The following is a 16,574-nucleotide window of genomic DNA, read 5'->3' as shown; positions in this document are numbered from 1 at the left end:
GTCTTCACGGCTTCCAGAGAGGTCCGGGGCCGACGATGCCGGCCATCGGGGCCGAGCAATGCCGAGCAGTACTGTCCAAAATATTGACCGAGCGCTCGGTCAGTTTTAGTTTTCCGGCCAACCGCGGACGTTCCGCGGGGAGTTGAAGCAGGAGGCAGCAGTGAACCGATCCGAACCCAGCCGCCACGCCCGACCGGGTCTCAACAGGCGAGGATTCCTGATCGCGGCCGGTGCGACCGCGGCGGCGGCGACCCTCGCGGCGACCCGGTTCCAGGCCGGTGCCGCCCCGGCCGCCGGCACCCTCCGGGTCCCGGTCGAGGACGCCCGGCACACCCGTACGTGGATGGCCTGGCCCGACAGCACGTCGATCTGGGGCGGCAAACTGAGCGGCGTCCAGGCGGACATCGCGCTCATCGCCCGTACGATCGCGAAGTACGAGCCGGTCATCGTGTGCGCCAACTCCGGAAGCGCCGCCAAGGCCCGCCAGCTGTGCGGCTCCTCGGTCACCGTCATCAGCTCGATCCCCGTCGACGACTGCTGGATGCGCGACTCCGGGCCCGTCTTCCGTACCGACGGCGCCGGTGGTCTGGACGCGGTCGGCCTCAACTTCAACGGCTGGGGCAACAAGCAGGCCCACGCCAAGGACGCCCTCGTCGCCGGACGCGTCGCCTCCTACGTGGGCGTGCCGATCACCTACGCCGACCTGGTCGGCGAGGGCGGTGCCATCGAGCAGGACGGTGCCGGCACGCTCATGGCCACCCGCAGCAGCCTCGTGAACCGCAACCGCAACCCCGGGGTGTCGGAGCGCCAGTTGGAGGCGGCCATGTGCGAGGCGTACGGAGCTTCCAAGGTCATCTGGTTCGACGGCGTCCGCGGCCAGGACATCACCGACGACCACGTCGACGCCACGTCCCGCTTCCTGGCCCCCGGCGAGGCCCTCGTGCAGATGCCGCTGTCGTCCGAGACCGACGCCTACGCCCGGGACGCGCGCCAGCAGTTCAGCATCCTGTCCGGCTCCACGGCCGCCGACGGCACACCCATGGACACGATGCGTCTCCAGGGCCCGGACTACTACAAGATCCGGTCCACCAACGAGGACTTCCTCGCCTCCTACGCCAACTTCTACCTCTGCAACGGCGCCGTGATCAGCGCCCACTTCGGGGACACGCGCGCGGACCAGGCGGCGAAGGCCACCCTGGCCCGCCTCTACCCCGACCGTGTCATCGAGCAGCTGAACATCGACCGCCTCGGCACGGGCGGCGGCGGCATCCACTGCGTCACCCAGCAACAGCCCGCCCGGTAGCGCCGGTAGAGCCGGTAGCCCGGGCCACTGGGGACCGCGCGGACGTCGGCGGGCGTCGCGCGTGGTCCCCGGGCCGGCCGAACGGCTCCTGACAGTACGGCCGTTGTCCCACCACCATCGAGGAAAGGCGCACAGGGTGAACGACAGGTCCAGCAGTGGCGGGGGCGGGCTGAGGGCGGGGGCCCTGGGGACCTTCGACTCCGTGGTCATGGCGGTCGCGGGCTGCGGACCGGCGTACATCGTCGTCGCGCTGATTCCCGCGCTCGTCGCGACGGTCGGCTTCGCCGCTCCGGCCGCCCTGCTCTACGGCGCGATCCCCATGGTCGGCATCGCCCTGGCCTTCCGGTACCTGGGGCGGCTCGACGTCAACGCGGGCGCCACGTACTCCTGGGTCGCCAGGACGCTGCACCCCGTCCTCGGCTTCCTCAGCGGATGGGCTGTGGTCGCCGCGACCGTCCTCTTCATCATCGCTTCGACGACGCCCGCGGGGATGGCCACCCTGTCCCTCGTCGACGAGGACCTGGCCGGGAACGACGTCCTGGCCACCGGGGTCGGCCTCGGCTGGTTCCTGCTGATCGCGGCCCTCGTGGCATCGGGTGCCCGGATCGCCGCCGGGGCGCGTGTCGTCGCCGTGGGAACACAACTGGCCCTTCTGCTGGCCGTGGCCGTCACCGCGCTGACACAGGACACCCACGCCGCCGCCTTCTCCTTCTCCTGGTTCGGATTCGGGCACTTCGACGCGACCCACTCCTTCACCGCCGGCGCGCTGATCGTGGGCGCCCTGTACTGGGGCTGGGACGTGACGGCGAACCTCAGCGAGGAGACCCGCAGCGGCCGGGGCGGCTCCGGACTGGGTGGCCTGATCGGCCTTCTCGTCGTCGCCACCACGCTCCTCACCCTGACGGTCAGCGTGAACGTGCTCCTGGGGCCGGGCGCAGTGACCTCGATGGACGCGAGCTTCCTCCTCACGCTCGGCGAGGCCGCCTGGCCCGGAGTGGGCGGCACCCTGCTCGCGCTCGCCGTACCGCTGGCCATGGTCGCCACGCTGGAGACCACGCTCCTGCAGGCGACCCGCACGCTGTTCGCCATGGGACGCGACCGCACGGTCCCCTCGTTCCTCGGCCGAGTCCACCCACGACGGAAGACTCCCGTGGCGTCCACGCTGGTCGTCTGCGCGGTCGCGGTGACGACGTTGGCGCTCATCACGCTCACCGCCCCCGGGTTCGGCATCCTCGAAGACGCCCTGATGGGAATCGGCCTGCTGATCGCCTTCTACTACGCGCTGGCCGGCATCACCGTCACCGTGGCCTTCCGCAGCGTGCTGTTCTCCTCGCTCGGCAATCTGATCCTCCTGGGGCTGTGGCCGCTCGCCGGCGTGGCGTTCAACGTCTGGGTCTTCGCCGCCTCGGTCCGGACCCTGTCCGGGACACAACTGGCCATCGGCCTCGGCGCGTTGGCCGTCGGGCTGATCCCGCTGGGCATCGCCCGCCTCCAGGGCGGGCGGGCGTTCTTCCACCCCCGACCGCTCAATCCGCAGGAAGCGGCCACCGCGGAGGCGTACGCAGCGGACGACCTGCCGGAACTCCGCCCGGCCGACGGCCGACGGGACGGCCTCCTGTCGGACTTCTGAACCGCGCCGCCCGGAATCCGTACGAACGGGAACCCGCACGCAGCGGAGTCCGCACGCGCCGGAACCCGTACGAACCGGACCCGCGCGCACCGGAATCCGCACGCACCGGAACCCGCACGAAGGAGCACCGCCATGGCCGCCTGGATGCGCCGCCGCAGCACCTCAGCGCCCGTCTACGACCCGGCATTCGGCGACACGGCACTCGCCGAGGGGCGCGAGGACATGCTTCTGGGCCGGTGGGAAGGCGCCCGCGACCTGCTCGCCCGGACCCCGGACGACTGGGACCGGCGGGCGCACCGCATCCGGCTGCTCGCCGACGCCGCGGCCGGCAGACGCACCGTGGACCTGTGGCAGGCCTCGGAACCGCAGAACCCCGACGCCGCCGTACTCCGCGCGGAGACCGAGGTGATGCGGCTGTTCGCCGCCGCCCGCGCGGGGCGGACGCCCGACGCCGAACGGCTGGAGAGAGCCGCCGGACTCTGCTACCGAGCGGCCGAGCTCGCGCCCGCCGATCCGCACCCGTGGGTCTCGCTGCTCACCCTGGGTCGGCTCCACCCGCAGGGGCACCCCGAGATGTCGGCCTGGTGGAACGAGATCCTCACCCGGGATCCGTACCACCGCGAGGGTCACCACCAGGCGCTGCGCTACCTTTCCGCCCGCTGGCACGGCTCGTACGGCACGGCCCTCAACTTCGCCTGGGACGTCGCGAGTTCGGCGCCGTACGGATCGCCGCTCGCGATCCTCGCCCAGGTGGCACGTGCCGAGCACTACCAGTACCGGGTGCGGACGGAAGGGAAGGCCGTCCTCGGTCTGACGCATCACTGGAGCGAAGAGCGGGCCCGCGGGGACCTCCGCAACGCGCTGGACAAGTGGGTCGCCCACCGCGTACCCCGGGCACAGGACGTCGCCGACCTCAACTACCTGGCGCACGGCCTCGTCAAGGCCGCGATGGCCGACCGGGCGGGTGTCGTGTTCCGGCTGCTGGACAACCGGGCCACCGAGGTGCCCTGGTCCTACACGGGGGACCCGGAACAGCTCTTCATCCGCTGGCGCGACAAGACCGCTTCGGCATCCGCATAGTCATCGGTACCCCGCCCGGGCGACGGCCCCGGGGCTGTCCGTCGGACAGCCTCGGGGCCGGACCGTGCGAGCCGACGGCGGTCTCAGGACCGGGCCGGTCGCACGATGCGGAGCGCCACCGCCGCCGCCACTCCTACGGCTGTGAGGGCGGCCAGTCCGACGTACAGCGATGCGGGCCCCAAGCCGGGGGCGTTCGCGATACGGACGCCGGCGAAGCTGCCGAACGCCTCGCCGAGGCCCGTGGCGAGGGCCGCCAGGGAGAAGTACACGGCGTGGCGTTCCGAGGGGCCGGCCCCTCCGACGAGGACGTCGAGCGAGGGCATCAGAAGCATCTCGCCGAAGGTGACGAGCACGACCCCGGCGAACAGCCCGACCGTGCCGTGTCCCGCGCCGAGGCAGGCGAAGGCGGCGGCGAAGCAGGCGAACCCGAGAACGCACAGCGTGATCGGCGAGAGCCCCAGACGACCCGTCACCAGGACCAGTGGCATCTGGAGCACGATGATCAGCAGCCCGTTGACGAGGAACACCGTGCCCAGGGAGCCGTCGCCGCCCAGGACACCGTGCGCGTACAGCGGGAGCGTGGCGAAGAGCTGGGTGTACAGGACGAACCCGAGTGCGGTGAGGGCGAGCGGCAGCCGTGGGCCCGGATCCCGGACCAGCAGCTTCAGTTGAGCGCGCAGCGGCACGCCGACAGGCGCCCGGTCGGCGCCTCCGGGCGGCCGTACGGCGAGCACCGGACCCAGTGCCACGAGGTTGGCCCCCGCCGCGGCGAGACAGAACGCGGCCATCCCGAACCGCTGTTGGACGGCGACACCCGCCAACGGACCCAGTGCCATACCGATGTTGACGGCCACGGCCTGCGCTGCGAAGCCCTTCGTACGGCCGGAGGCCGGCGCGGCGGCCGCGATGAGCTTCAACGCCATCGCGTTCATGCCGAACGCCAGGCCGATGACCGGGAGCACGGCTGCCAGCGCCACCGGGTGCCCGTCGGCCACCGCGAGTACGCCGAACGCGGCCGCGCCCAGAGCGAGCGCGATCCGGATCGCCGTGCCGGGCCGCAGCCGGCCCAGCGCCTGCCCCGCGAGGACCCGCATCAGCCGAAGACACACCACGCCCTCCGTCACCAGGACGGCCACCGTGCCCGCACCCAGACGACGGGTCTGGGTGAGGTGCAGCGGCAGCACGGTGAGCAGCGCCCACACCGCGCAGCAGGCCAGCGTCCACTGGGCGAGCACGGCGGCCTGCGCCCCACGGTCCTCGGCCCGGGGCCGCGGGGGTGCCTCCGGGGTCATCGCGGGCCCGCGGAGGATCCGGCCGGTTCCGCGAGGAGGGGGTCCGCCACGTCGGCGGCCCTCCCCAGCACCTCGCGCACGGCGGTGTGGCTGCCGCGGCGCGCGATGACGGAGCCGAGGACGCAGCTCATGTAGTCCGTCGGCGGCAGGGCCACCTTGGTGCCGATGGCCTGGTCGAGCGCGACGTGCTCCACACCGGGGAGTTCGAGCACGGCGTCGAGGCCGCCGAATCCGCTGAAGACGCCCGATGCCGGGCTGATGAGCTGCCGGGAACCGGCGTGGAAGGCCGCGCGCGGGGTGAGGTCGGGGGCGTTCCCCGTGGCCACGGCGACGGTGGCCGCGTAGAAGTCGATCCCGGTGGCGAGCGGGACCAGATGGGAGGTGATGTACCCGCCGCCGATCCGTCCGGCGACCTCAAGGAGCTTGGTCGATCCGTCCGGCAGCACACGGCATTCCAGGTGGAAGGCGCAGTCACGCATTCCGGTGGCGCGTACGGTGACCTCGGTCAGCTCCTCCACGGCCTGCCGGCGGACCGGATCCAGCGCGGTCGGATGGACCTGCAGATACTCGATGGAATAGTCGGGCGTGACCCACTTGTCGGTGATCCCGACGATCCGGAGCCGGTCCCCGACGACGAGGCCCTCGACGCTGTGCTCGCTGCCGTCGAGGAACTCCTCGTAGATCAGCTCGCCGGGCCGCGCACGGAAGATCGGATCCCGCTCCGGCCGGGTGAAGGACCGCAGCAGCCCGTACTCGTCGGTCAGCCCGGCCGCACTGTCGACCCGGTGGATGCCACGGCTGCCCGACGCGCTCGTCGGCTTGAGGATCGCGGGGTACCCGAGGCGCTCCGCCGCCGACCGCAGCGAGGCCTCGTCGTGGACGCGGGCGTATCCGGGCATCAGATCCGGTCGTCCGGCCGCTGCCAGGGCCTCGCGCGTCAGGTACTTGTTGCGGACGGTGCGGGCCGCGTCGGTCGGCAGTCCGGGCAGGCCGAGTTCCGCCGCCAGGGCGGCGACGAACTCGACGTCGCGGTCGCCCCAGGTGAGGACTCCCTGGATGTCGTGGCGGCGGGCGAGATCGAGGGCGGCGGTGCGCGTGGCCGGAGCGTCGAAGGTGTCCACGACACGGGTCTCGGCGAGGAGTTCGGAGGCGAAGAGCGGCTCGCGGTCGGCGAGGAGCACGACCTCGAAGCCGAGTCGGTGCGCCGCGAGCGCGGCGGCGTTGACCTCCAGCGGCGACCGACGGGCATTGACGAACAGGACGGATGGCATGCGATCTCCGGGAGATACGGGACAGTGTTGCGCCGGTGCGCCGGTGCGGCGGTGCGGCGGTGCGGCGGTGCGCGGCGCGGGTCCAGTGGCGCGGGTTCAGCGGGGCTTCGGCGCGAGCGCTCGTACGGCCGCCGCGCTCACGGGGGCGAAGCGCGGCAGGCGCCCGGATACGGGACGACGGCCGGCGTCGGCCGCGAGGAGTTCTCGGGCCACGGTCGGCGCCGGCGTACCGGGGAGTGACAGGCGGCTCCAGACCTCTTCCGCCCATCGGGGCATGAGCGGCGCGCTCAGTGCGGCCAGTACCGCGAGGGTGGCGGTGGCGCCGGACGCTTCGACCGCGGCGGGCGCCACCGCCAGCCAGTCGTCGACCGCCGCTGCCGCCTCCGCGAGGTCCCCGGTGACGAAGGCCTTCCTGTGCCGGTCCGCTGTCGCTTCGTACAGCCCGAGGACGCGCGCCGAGCTCGGAGCCGCGGACAGGGAAGCGGACGCGGCAGGGAACGGGGATGCGGCAGGGGCCGGGGGCGGGGACGCGGCGGTGGGCGGGCACGCGGCGGTGGACGGCAGGCCCTCGCAGAGATCCAGCACCCGGCCGAGACGCCCCACCAGAGTCTCCGCCACATCCTCCGCGAACGCCTCGGGGGTGAAGTCGGTCGGCTTCTCACCGGGATGGCGGCGGGCGAGGTGGAAGCGGAGTGCGTCCGTGTCCAGTCCGGCCGTGACGTAGTCCGACACGCGGATGACATGGTGACGGCTGGTCGAGAACTTCTCCCCGTCCAGGGTCATGAACTGGTTGAAGCGGTACTCGTCCGGTGCCGACGGCACCTCGGCGGCCTCCTGCACGGCGAGCTGCATGAGCAGCGGCAGCGCGCCGTCCATGCCGAAACAGAGGGTGAACCGGGGCCGGGAGCCCCCGTCCGGAAGGAACGGGTTCCGCGGCAGGCCGTGCAGGCGTGCGTGCTGCTGACCGGCGAGCAGGAACATCGCCGTGGTCCCGAGGGCGTACGTCGAGTGGACCTGTCGGGCTGCCAGGGTGCCGCCCGTGGTCCACGGGATGCCCCAGCCGAGGGGATGCGTCAGCCGCCAGACGGGCCCGTTGAGTTCCAGATAGCGGTGGACGAGGTCGACGTAGCCCTCGGGCACCTGTCGCTGATGGGCCATGGCGATGAGCGCGGCGGTGTCCAAGCGGAGGAACGCCGAACGGGTCCGGGTCCCGGTGACCCCGGTGCGGGGGTGCCGGGAGCGGGCGTCGCGCACGAGACCGGGCTGGAACCACATCCCGCACGCCTCGCAGGTGTACCCGGACACGCCCTCGCCGCAGGCCGGACAGCGTCCCGCCAGCCAGCAGGCGACGAGTTCCTCGCCGTCGGCCGCGTCGGCGAGCAGCCGCTCGCCGCGCACCTCGACGCGCCGGCGCTCGTCCAGCCGTTCGGCTAGCCAGTGGTGCCAGGCCCGGTGGTGGTGCGCGGCCGGCTCGTCGTGGAGGTCGAGGAAGACGTCGGGCGCGCAGTCGGTCGCGGCCAGCGCGGCCCGGATGCGTACGTGGTAGTCGTGGGCGGTCTCCTCCGGCGTCCGGTCCTCCCGCCGTGCGGCGTCGAGGACGTACGACTCCCAGCCGTCCGTGGCCGAGAAGACGGTGACCCGGTGGCCCTCGGCGCGCAGATGGCGGGCCAGGGCGTCGGCAGCCAGGAACGGGCCACCGAGATGGCCGAGATGGAGCTCGCCGTTGGGCGTGGGCAGGGCGGACAGAATCAAGTGGTCGGTCATGCGGAATCCGTACGTACGAGGGTCACGGAAGTGGTGCCCCCCGGGCCCGAGGCGCGGAGCCAGGGGCGCGGGGGGAGTGCAGGGGGAGTGCGGAGGGCGCTCACAGCGCCAGCAGTTCGAGCACCCGGTCGGCGATGCCCCAGGAGAAGCGGGCGCCGCCCCCGGAGGCGGCCACTGCGCGGACCACGTTCGGGGCGGGCCGGTCGGTGAGCGGGGTGCGGTCGGGGGTGTAGCCGTCGACGGCCGCCGGGCCGGGGACGGCCGCGAGCGCGAGTTCCGGCAGGCGGCCGGCCAGCACGGTACGGCCCGCCTCCAGGGTCCGCTCGCCGTAAGCGTCCCGTCCGCCGTACGCGTCCCTTCCGCCACCGGGTGCGACGTCCCAGTCCTCGCAGCGGAAACTGGCCCAGGCGCCGCCGGGGCGTTCCGCCGACCCGATGCCTCGCGCTGCCCCGATGGCTCCCGCCGCCCCGGGGCCTTCCGCCGACGGGAGCAGAAACAGGTCGTCGTCGGGAAAGCAGACCATCGGCGCACCTGGCGGCAGCGCCCGGTCGATGCGCAGCGCGGCCATCCTCTTGGTCCGCCAGGGCGATCGGTCGAGGTTCCGGGTGGCGGAGACTCCGCCCGCGGCGGCAGGGAGTTCGGGGCCGGGCCACGGCCCCGTGGCGAGCACAGTACGGCTCGTGGTGATCCGGTCCCCGCCGGCCAGGTGGAGCCGCTGCGCGTGGCCCAGGTGCTCGACCCGCGCCACCCGCGCACCGAGCCTGACCCGGCCGTTCCCGGCGGCCACCGCTGCCAGCAGGGCATCGGCGGCCGCGGCGGTGTCCAGGACGACCATGCCGCCGCGGACGGTGGCCTGCCCGTCGCCTTTCCTCAGCAGCAGTTCGCCGCAGGCCGCGCGGGCCGCGGCGGTCAGTTCGTCGGAAGCGGTCTCCATCCGGGTACCGATCGTGGACCGGGCCAGTGAGTCCAGCGTGCCGGTGCGGGCGACGACGAGGACCGGAACCCGCCGCAGATGGGGGCGGAGCAGTTCGCGGACCGTGCCACCGCCGGTCCAGGTCGCCCCGCGCTCCAGCAGCAGTCGCTGACCGGCGGTGCTCGCCCAGGGGGCCAGGACGCCCAGCGACCGCCGGGTGGCCGAGCCCGAGCCCGGGGTCGCGTCGCCCCGGTCGAGCACCGTGATCCGGCGGCGTGGGAACGCGGCGGACACCCGCAGGGCGACGGCGGCCCCGACGATGCCGGCGCCGACCACCGCCACATCCGTGTCCGGCGCGAGGCGGACAGCGGGCGCGCTGTCGGCCGGAGCGCGGTCAGCACCCATCGGCACCGCCGATGAAGGTGGCCACGACCTCCGTACGCCGCATCCGGCCGGCCCGGTGCTCGTCCCTCAGCACCTCGACCTCGGCCACGTACCTCTCGCCGAGCTCCGGCCCCATCTGCGCGCGCAGCTCGGGCAGCCGACGGGCGAGCGCCGCATGGAGCCGCTCCACGCAGTCCGCGTCGTTCGCGGTCAGGTCCCGTACCTCGACGCGGAACCCCGCCGCGGCCAGAGCTCCTTCCCAGTCCGGGAGCGGCTCGAACAGGCCCTCTTGCAGGGTGAGTTCCAGGTCGCGGGGCGTGGGCGGCCGGAGGATGCGGCTGATCACGACGACCACCGCGGGGTGGTCGCCCCGCAGGAGGGTCCGCCAGTTGCGGACCGCCACGGCCGGATCCGACCAGTAGCCCGAGCCGATGGCGAGCACCGCGTCGAACGATGCGGGCGGGAGGTCGGGGGCCGTCATGTCGCCCACCCGGTAGCTCACCCGGTGGTCCGAATCCCCGCCGTGGGCGGCGTCACCGGCTGAGCCGCCGTCGGCCAGGCGCGTGCGGGCGACCCGTACGGCGGCCGGGCTGGCATCAAGTCCCACCGCCTCGCAGCCCGTTCGTGCGGCGAGCGCCGCGGTCAGACCGCCGGTGCCGCATCCGGCGTCCAGGACCCGGGTGCCCTTCGACCAGCCGAGGCGCGCGGCGAGCAGCTCCAGGTAGTCCGGGGTCGCGCCGCTGAACTGTCCCGCGAACTGATCGCCCAACGCCTCCGCGTACGCCTCGTCGATGGCGGGGACCTCCTGGTACGCGTCCCACTCCTCCGCGATCTCCGCCATGGAGGAACCGGTGTGCGGGGGACGGGTGCGCACCCGCAGGCCGCCGAGCAGGGCCTCGATCCCGCGATCCGCGGCCTCCGCGCTCTCCGCCCCCAGACACACGGTGCCGACGCGGTCGCCGGACGAAGCGGCGGATGGGACGAAGTCTCCCGGAGCCACGGTGAGTTCGGCGTGGACGAGTCCGGGGCTTCCGATCGGCGGATCCCATCCGTCGATGCCGGTGACCACGCCGGGGTCCGGCAGGACGAAGCGCACCGCGGCGCCCCGCGACGGCGAGGTCGGCAGGGACACCGGGTGCCCGAGCAGATCGTCGTGGAGGGCGCCGAAGAGCTCAAGTCCGGGGCAGGCCCACTCGACCATGGCGTGCAGCCAGTCACCGCCGGGCCGCACATGGATCTCGCCCAGGACGGGACCCCGGTCGGTGAGCCAGCACTCGACGTGGAAGATCCCGTGGGTCAGCCCGAGCGCCTTGAGCGCCCGGGTGGCCTCCTGGGCGATCTCCTCGTGCTGACCTTCGGGAAGGGTGACGGGGGTCGTGTGTCCGGCCTCGACGAAGGAGCCCGGCGCGAGGAGCTTCCGGGTGACGGCGAGGGCGTGCGGGGTGCCGCCGGTGAAGACGCCCTCGACGCTGAACTCCGGTCCGTCGACGAACTCCTCGACGAGCACGGCACCGTGCTCCTCGCCCCTGCGGGCCGCGCGCAGCGCGTTCGCCACGTCACCGGCGCCGTCGATCCGTACGACGCCCTCGCTCCCCGCCGCGTCGCGCGGTTTGACCACGGCCGGAGCGCCGTGCCGGGCGAGGAAGCCGGCGATGTCCTCGGCGGAGGAGCACAGCGCCGAGGCAGGTTGCCGGAAGCCGAGGTCCGCAAGGCGCCGCCGGCACAGGTCCTTGGTGCGGACCGTACGGACGAGTTCGGGCCGGTTGCCCGCGAGCCCGAGGGCGTCGGCCACCGCCGCGACCGCCAGGACCGAGTACTCCCGGAATCCCGTCACCGCGTCCACGGCATGCCGCCCGCGGTACTCCAGGGCCCATGCGACACAGGACTCGGGGTCGGCGTAGTCGACGGCGTGCGTCTCGTCCGCGAGGGAGGCGTACTCGGGGGCGGCGGCGAGCGCGTCCGCCGTGTCGGTCACCACGACGCGGCTGCCCCTGGCCTTGAACTGCTGCAGCGCGCGCAGGCTCAGGTCGCGGCCGTGACCGGCCCCTTCGGGGGCCGCCCCACCCAGGATCACGATCGTGCTCATGCCGACCACCACACCGAGAAGACGGTCAGCGGGCCGTTGCCGGTGTTGCGTACCCGGTGGGGCCTGCACGTGGCGAAGTGGAAGGAGTCGCCCGTACGCACCGGGTGCGAAGCGCCCGCGTACTCCACGTGTCCCTCCCCGGCGCCGACGAACCACGTCTCGACGACCTGGTGGACGTCGACATCGGTCGTGGTGCCCGGAGGCAGCACGAACACCGAAGAGGAGAAGGGCGCCGGGATTCCGGACGTGTCGTGCTCGCGGAGCACGATGCCGTCCGGTCCGGCGATCTCCGCGAGGCACGCCACCGGTCCGCCCTCGTGGGCGCGTGTGTCAGGCATGGGTCGTCCTTTCGTCGGTGTGGCGGACGGCTGTGGCGGGCTCCGGCGACCAGGCGACCGTCGTGGTGTCCCCTTCCGTCCGGTAGAGGCGGCGTCCGGCCGCGGCGTTGGCGATCACCGCGTTGCGCCACGCCATCAGGCTGAGGTTGGCGTCGGCCACTCCGTGGGTCCGGGTCGCCGCCCCCTGTACGAAGATCCGGCAGCCGTCGGGGCCGTCGAGGTCGATGGAGTAGTCGTCCCGCACCCGGTAGCCGGCACCGGCGCCGTGCCCCTCCAGCGGGATGAGGTCGCGTAACGGCTCCAGGAATCCCGGGAAGGGGTAGTGGTAGCCGGTGGCGAGGAGGACGATGTCGGCCTGTTCCTGGACGACGCCGTCGGTGTCCATGTCCCGGGTGACCACTCTGAGCGCGCCCTCGGGACCGTCGTCGACGGCGAGCAACTCCTGACCGGGGCTCAGCCGGTAGGCACAGCTGCCCGGACGCAGGGCGTCGAGACGGTAGAGCTGTGCGTGGATCGCGTCGAGGAGATCGGACGACACCCCGTCGCTGGCCATGCTCTGGCTGCGCACCAGTTCCGCCCGCCGTCGCGCGGACAGGCGGGTGAAGTGTCGGACGTAACCGGGGAAGAACCACTCGTTGCTGAACGCGGAGTCGTCCAGCGGGAGGAATCCGTCCCGCCGGGTCGACCACACCAGCGAGGAGGGGAGCATCCGCTCGTCTCCCAGCAGCCAGTGCACGATCTCGGCGCCGGACTGGCCTCCGCCGATCACCACGACCTTTCTGCCGCGGGTGACCGGGCGCCGGTGCATGACGTCGGCGGAGTGGATCACGCCGTCGCCGCGGGGGACGACACAGTCGGGGATGTACGGCTCCTTGCCGGTGCCCAGCACGAGCGTACGGGTCGAGGCGACGGGGCCGTCCGTGCCGGAGACGACGAATTCCCCGCCGTTCAGCCGGACTTCCTCGATTCCGGTGCCGAACTCCAGTTGCGGCATCAGGCCGGACGCCCAGCGGTAGTACTGCTCGAACTCCTCGCGCGGGGTCCCGCTCCGGGAGGCGATGAGGTGCCGGTAGAGCCGGCCCTGCTCGGAGAGGAAGTTCAGGAAGGAGAAGCGGGAGGTCGGATCGACCAGGGTGACGAGGTCCTTCAACGGCGAGACCTGGAGGCTCGCCTCCGGGAGCATCGTCCCCTCGTGCCAGGTGAACTGTGGCCGGCGTTCGAAGAACCGGGTCGTCAGTCCCGGTTCGGGGTCGAGCAGGGCGGCAAGTCCCAGATTCGCCGGCCCGATGCCGATGCCGACGAGGCCGAGAGGTGTTTCGGGCTTCTCGATGGAAGAACTCTTGATTGAAAATTCGGTCATGTGGAACCCGACTCCCATGGCCGTTCCGTGCTGATGAGCATGCTGTCAACTCCCTCTGGACACGGCGGTGTCCATGCCGAAGGGGCTGTTGCCCCACTGCGGCGTGGGGCACAGTCAACAGACTTGATCATGTCCGCGCCCCTACCGGATCGGCGTGGTCGGGGGATCCTGGTTGCCGAAGTGGCGCATTGTGAAAGATTGTTCGACGGATCCTGTGTGAGATGTGTTGACTGAAAATTGAGTCAATCCCTATGGTGGCGCAGCCCTACCAGCTCTGGCTGGCCGGGGCGGTCGGGCGGCCCCGAGGGGCGCCCCTTACCTAGGAGGCCAGATGGGGCCAGTCGCCTCGAAGACCGGGGATTCCGCACCTCCTGCGGGCATCGAGCAGCACTCGATCGACTGGGTGCCCCTCGCGGAACGGCACGGGAAACCTTCGAGCGTCGGTGCCATCTGGTTCGTCGGCAGTCTCAATCTCACCGGTCTCGCGACCGGGGTCGTGACGCTCTCCATGGGGGCCTCGCTCGTCTGGACGGTGATCGCCACCGTCCTCGGCTCGCTCTTCGGTACGTTCTTCATGGCGTTCCACTCGGCCCAGGGTCCTCAGCTGGGCCTGCCTCAACTGGTGCAGTCACGGCCACAGTTCGGGTACGTAGGTGCCGCGCTGACCGTCTGGGTGTTCGCCCTGGTCAACTACGTGGGCTTCAACACCTCCGACGCCCTGCTCTCCGGGCAGGCCGTGAACCTGCTCACCGGGATCCCCAACGGGGTCGGGTATCTGCTGGCCGCCGGGGTGGCGACCGTGATCGCCCTGTTCGGCTACGACTGGATCCACCGCTTGAACAGATGGCTCACCTGGCCCTTCGTCGTGGTCACCGCGGCCATCACCGCCGCCGCCCTGCTCGGCGGAGGGCTGCCCGACGGCGTCTGGGACGCCGGCCCCTTCGAACTCGCGCCGTTCATGCTCGTGTTCGTCTTCGTCGCCGGCTTCCAGCTGGGTTGGGCGCCGTACGTCTCGGACTATTCGCGCTACCTCAGACCCGATGTCTCCGTCCGCAGCACCTTCTGGTGGACCTATCTGCCCAGCGCGGTCTCCGGGATATGGGTGTTCGTCCTCGGTGCCGTCGTCTCGGCCGGAGCGCCCGAGGGAACCGACCCGGTGACCGCGCTGAAGCTCGCGGGGGACCGGCTGTTCAGCGGCTTCGGCACGGTCGCCGTCGTCGTGCTGCTGATCGGGCTGCTCTCGATCATGGCGATCAACCAGTACGGCGGCAGCCTCACCATGATCTCGATCGTGGACTCGTTCCGGCCGGTCAAGCCGACCCGGGCCATCCGGGTCGTGACCATCGGGATCATGCTGGTGGCCGTCGGGTCGATCTCGACCCTCGTCGGAATCGACCGCTTCAACTGGTTCTTCGCCAACGTGGTGGTCGTCCTCACGTACCTGTTCATCCCCTGGACGGCCGTCAACCTGGTGGACTTCTTCTTCGTCCGGCGCGGCCAGTACGTCGTGAAGGAGATCTTCAACCCGCGAGGAATCTACGGCCGTTGGGGATGGCGCGGAAACCTCGCCTACGGGATCGGTCTGGCCTGCATGGCCCCGTTCATGGTCATCACCGGTCTCTACGTCGGACCTGTCGCAGAGATCCTCGGCGGCGTCGACTGCTCGGTCTTCGTCGGCCTGCCGGTGGCCGGCGGCCTGTACTGGATCTCTGCCCGAAGCCTCGATCTGGCCACCGAGCGCCGGATGGTCCGAGAGGAGGGGCTGCTGGCGCCACTTCACTGACCACATCGCGCTGCACGTACGGAACTCCCGGAAGAAGGAGCATCACGTGAAGACACAGCACGACGACGGCGACAAGCCGGGCATCTCCCGCAGAACCCTCCTGGCCCGGACCGGCGCGGCCGCTGCCGCACTGGCGGTGGGGCCCGTACTCGGCGGCGTCCAGCCGGCCATGGCCGCCTCCTGGCGAGTGCCCGGAGAGGACGCGCCGCACAAGCGGACCTGGATGTCCTGGCCGTCCAGCTACACGATCTGGGGCAACCTGCTGTCCAAGATCCAGGCCGACATCGCCAAGCTCGCCAAGGAGGTGGCCAAGTACGAGCCGGTCGTCATGTGCGCGGACGGCTCGTCGGCCGCCTCGCAGGCCAGGACCGCCTGCGGGTCCACGGTCACGGTGATCAGCTCGATCCCCGTATCGGACTGCTGGATGCGCGACACCGGTCCGCTGTTCCGCGTCGACGGAGCCGGCGGCATGGACTCCTTCGGGCTGAACTTCAACGCCTGGGGCGAGAACGCCACGACCTTCTACGGCCTCCCCGCCTCCGCCTACGCCAAGGACCGCGTGGTCGCGCAGCGGGTCGCCGCCTACACGGGTGTCCCGTTCGCGAAGGCCTCCGTGGTCGGTGAAGGCGGCGGCATCGAGTACGACGGCGACGGCACGCTCATGGCGACCGAGAGTTGCTGGCTGAACAGCAACCGCAACCCCGGCAAGTCGCGGAGCCAGGTGGAGGCGGAGCTGCTCTCCCGGTTCGGCGCATCGAAGATGATCTGGCTGCCCGGCGTCACCGGGGAGGACGTCACCGACGGCCACATCGACGGCACCGCCCGCTACATCAAACCCGGTGTGGTCATGGTGCAGTTGGCCGGCGCCGTACGGCCGGACGTCTGGACCGCCAACGCGGAGGCCATCCGCGACGTCCTGGTGAACGCCACCGACGCCAGGGGGCGCCGACTGCAGGTCCTCACCATCGAAGGTCCCGACTCCCTGCCCCGTATCCCGTCCGGCCAACGACGGGACTTCCTCAGTTCCTACATGAACTGGACGGTGACCAACCAGGCGGTGATCACCACCCAGTTCGGCGACACCGCCAAGGACGCGGCGGCCAAGACGGCGATCGCCACCGCCTACGGCAGACCCGTCGTCCAGCTCAACCTCGACAGCCTCTACGGAAACGGCGGCGGCGGCGCGCACTGCGTCACCATGCAAGAGCCCAACCGCTGAGCAACACGCCCGGGTCTCGGCTTCGAGACCCGGGCGTGCTCGTGCGAGACCCGGGAGGTCCCCGTTCGGGATCCGGGCGTGGCCGTTCGGGGTCCGGGCGTGCCCGAGGCCGTACGGCGTCACGCGGCCGTACGGCGTCACCACCTCAGGT

General features: G+C 71.8%; 12 protein-coding genes. 5 read left to right on the top strand and 7 right to left on the bottom strand.

Annotated features, from left to right (window positions below):
- Positions 1-160: 160 nt before the first annotated feature.
- From OG259_RS07180 to OG259_RS07170, 3 genes are all read left to right on the top strand, one after another.
- The gene (locus OG259_RS07180; RefSeq protein ID WP_328941454.1) at positions 161-1,303 is read left to right on the top strand and encodes an agmatine deiminase family protein; all 1,143 of its coding nucleotides are present in this window, start codon (positions 161-163) and stop codon (positions 1,301-1,303) included.
- Between the two features lie 136 nt (positions 1,304-1,439).
- A complete protein-coding gene (locus OG259_RS07175) occupies positions 1,440-2,933 on the top strand; it encodes an APC family permease (RefSeq protein ID WP_328941453.1) in 1,494 nt (497 codons plus the stop codon).
- 132 nt (positions 2,934-3,065) lie between these two features.
- Entirely contained in the window at positions 3,066-4,013 is a 948-nt protein-coding gene (locus tag OG259_RS07170; protein WP_328941452.1) for a hypothetical protein, read from the top strand.
- An 83-nt stretch (positions 4,014-4,096) separates the two neighbouring features.
- Here OG259_RS07170 and OG259_RS07165 read toward each other — a convergent pair whose 3' ends face one another.
- The 7 genes from OG259_RS07165 to OG259_RS07135 form a co-directional block, all read right to left on the bottom strand.
- The gene (locus OG259_RS07165) at positions 4,097-5,305 is read right to left on the bottom strand and encodes an MFS transporter (RefSeq protein ID WP_328941451.1); all 1,209 of its coding nucleotides are present in this window, start codon (positions 5,303-5,305) and stop codon (positions 4,097-4,099) included.
- Entirely contained in the window at positions 5,302-6,576 is a 1,275-nt protein-coding gene (locus tag OG259_RS07160; RefSeq protein WP_328941450.1) for an ATP-grasp domain-containing protein, read from the bottom strand. Before OG259_RS07160 ends, OG259_RS07165 begins: the two co-directional genes overlap by 4 nt.
- Positions 6,577-6,672: 96 nt before the next feature.
- Positions 6,673-8,340 (bottom strand): class I tRNA ligase family protein, encoded by a 1,668-nt coding sequence (locus OG259_RS07155; protein WP_328941449.1) that lies wholly within the window; start codon positions 8,338-8,340, stop codon positions 6,673-6,675.
- 100 nt (positions 8,341-8,440) lie between these two features.
- Complete coding sequence (locus OG259_RS07150; RefSeq protein ID WP_328941448.1) at positions 8,441-9,658, bottom strand: FAD-dependent oxidoreductase; 1,218 nt, start codon at positions 9,656-9,658, stop codon at positions 8,441-8,443.
- A complete protein-coding gene (locus OG259_RS07145; RefSeq protein ID WP_328941447.1) occupies positions 9,648-11,723 on the bottom strand; it encodes an ATP-grasp domain-containing protein in 2,076 nt (691 codons plus the stop codon). Before OG259_RS07145 ends, OG259_RS07150 begins: the two co-directional genes overlap by 11 nt.
- A complete protein-coding gene (locus OG259_RS07140; protein ID WP_328941446.1) occupies positions 11,720-12,061 on the bottom strand; it encodes a cupin domain-containing protein in 342 nt (113 codons plus the stop codon). Before OG259_RS07140 ends, OG259_RS07145 begins: the two co-directional genes overlap by 4 nt.
- Positions 12,054-13,421 (bottom strand): lysine N(6)-hydroxylase/L-ornithine N(5)-oxygenase family protein, encoded by a 1,368-nt coding sequence (locus OG259_RS07135; protein WP_328941445.1) that lies wholly within the window; start codon positions 13,419-13,421, stop codon positions 12,054-12,056. The genes OG259_RS07140 and OG259_RS07135 overlap by 8 nt, the downstream gene beginning before the upstream one ends.
- 331 nt (positions 13,422-13,752) lie before the next feature.
- On the opposite strand from OG259_RS07135, the gene OG259_RS07130 reads away from it, so the two are divergent.
- Together OG259_RS07130 and OG259_RS07125 are read left to right on the top strand one after the other, a co-directional pair.
- Positions 13,753-15,204, top strand: a complete 1,452-nt coding sequence (locus OG259_RS07130; RefSeq protein ID WP_328941444.1) for a purine-cytosine permease family protein — start codon at positions 13,753-13,755, stop codon at positions 15,202-15,204.
- Positions 15,205-15,250: 46 nt separating this feature from the next.
- Positions 15,251-16,423 (top strand): agmatine deiminase family protein, encoded by a 1,173-nt coding sequence (locus tag OG259_RS07125; RefSeq protein ID WP_328941443.1) that lies wholly within the window; start codon positions 15,251-15,253, stop codon positions 16,421-16,423.
- The last annotated feature ends 151 nt before the right edge of the window (positions 16,424-16,574 follow it).

Origin of the sequence: Streptomyces sp. NBC_00250, from assembly GCF_036192275.1 — a bacterium.
Lineage (GTDB): Bacteria > Actinomycetota > Actinomycetes > Streptomycetales > Streptomycetaceae > Streptomyces.
Note: the sequence above shows the minus strand (reverse complement) of the source record. Positions and strands in the feature narration are given on the sequence as shown.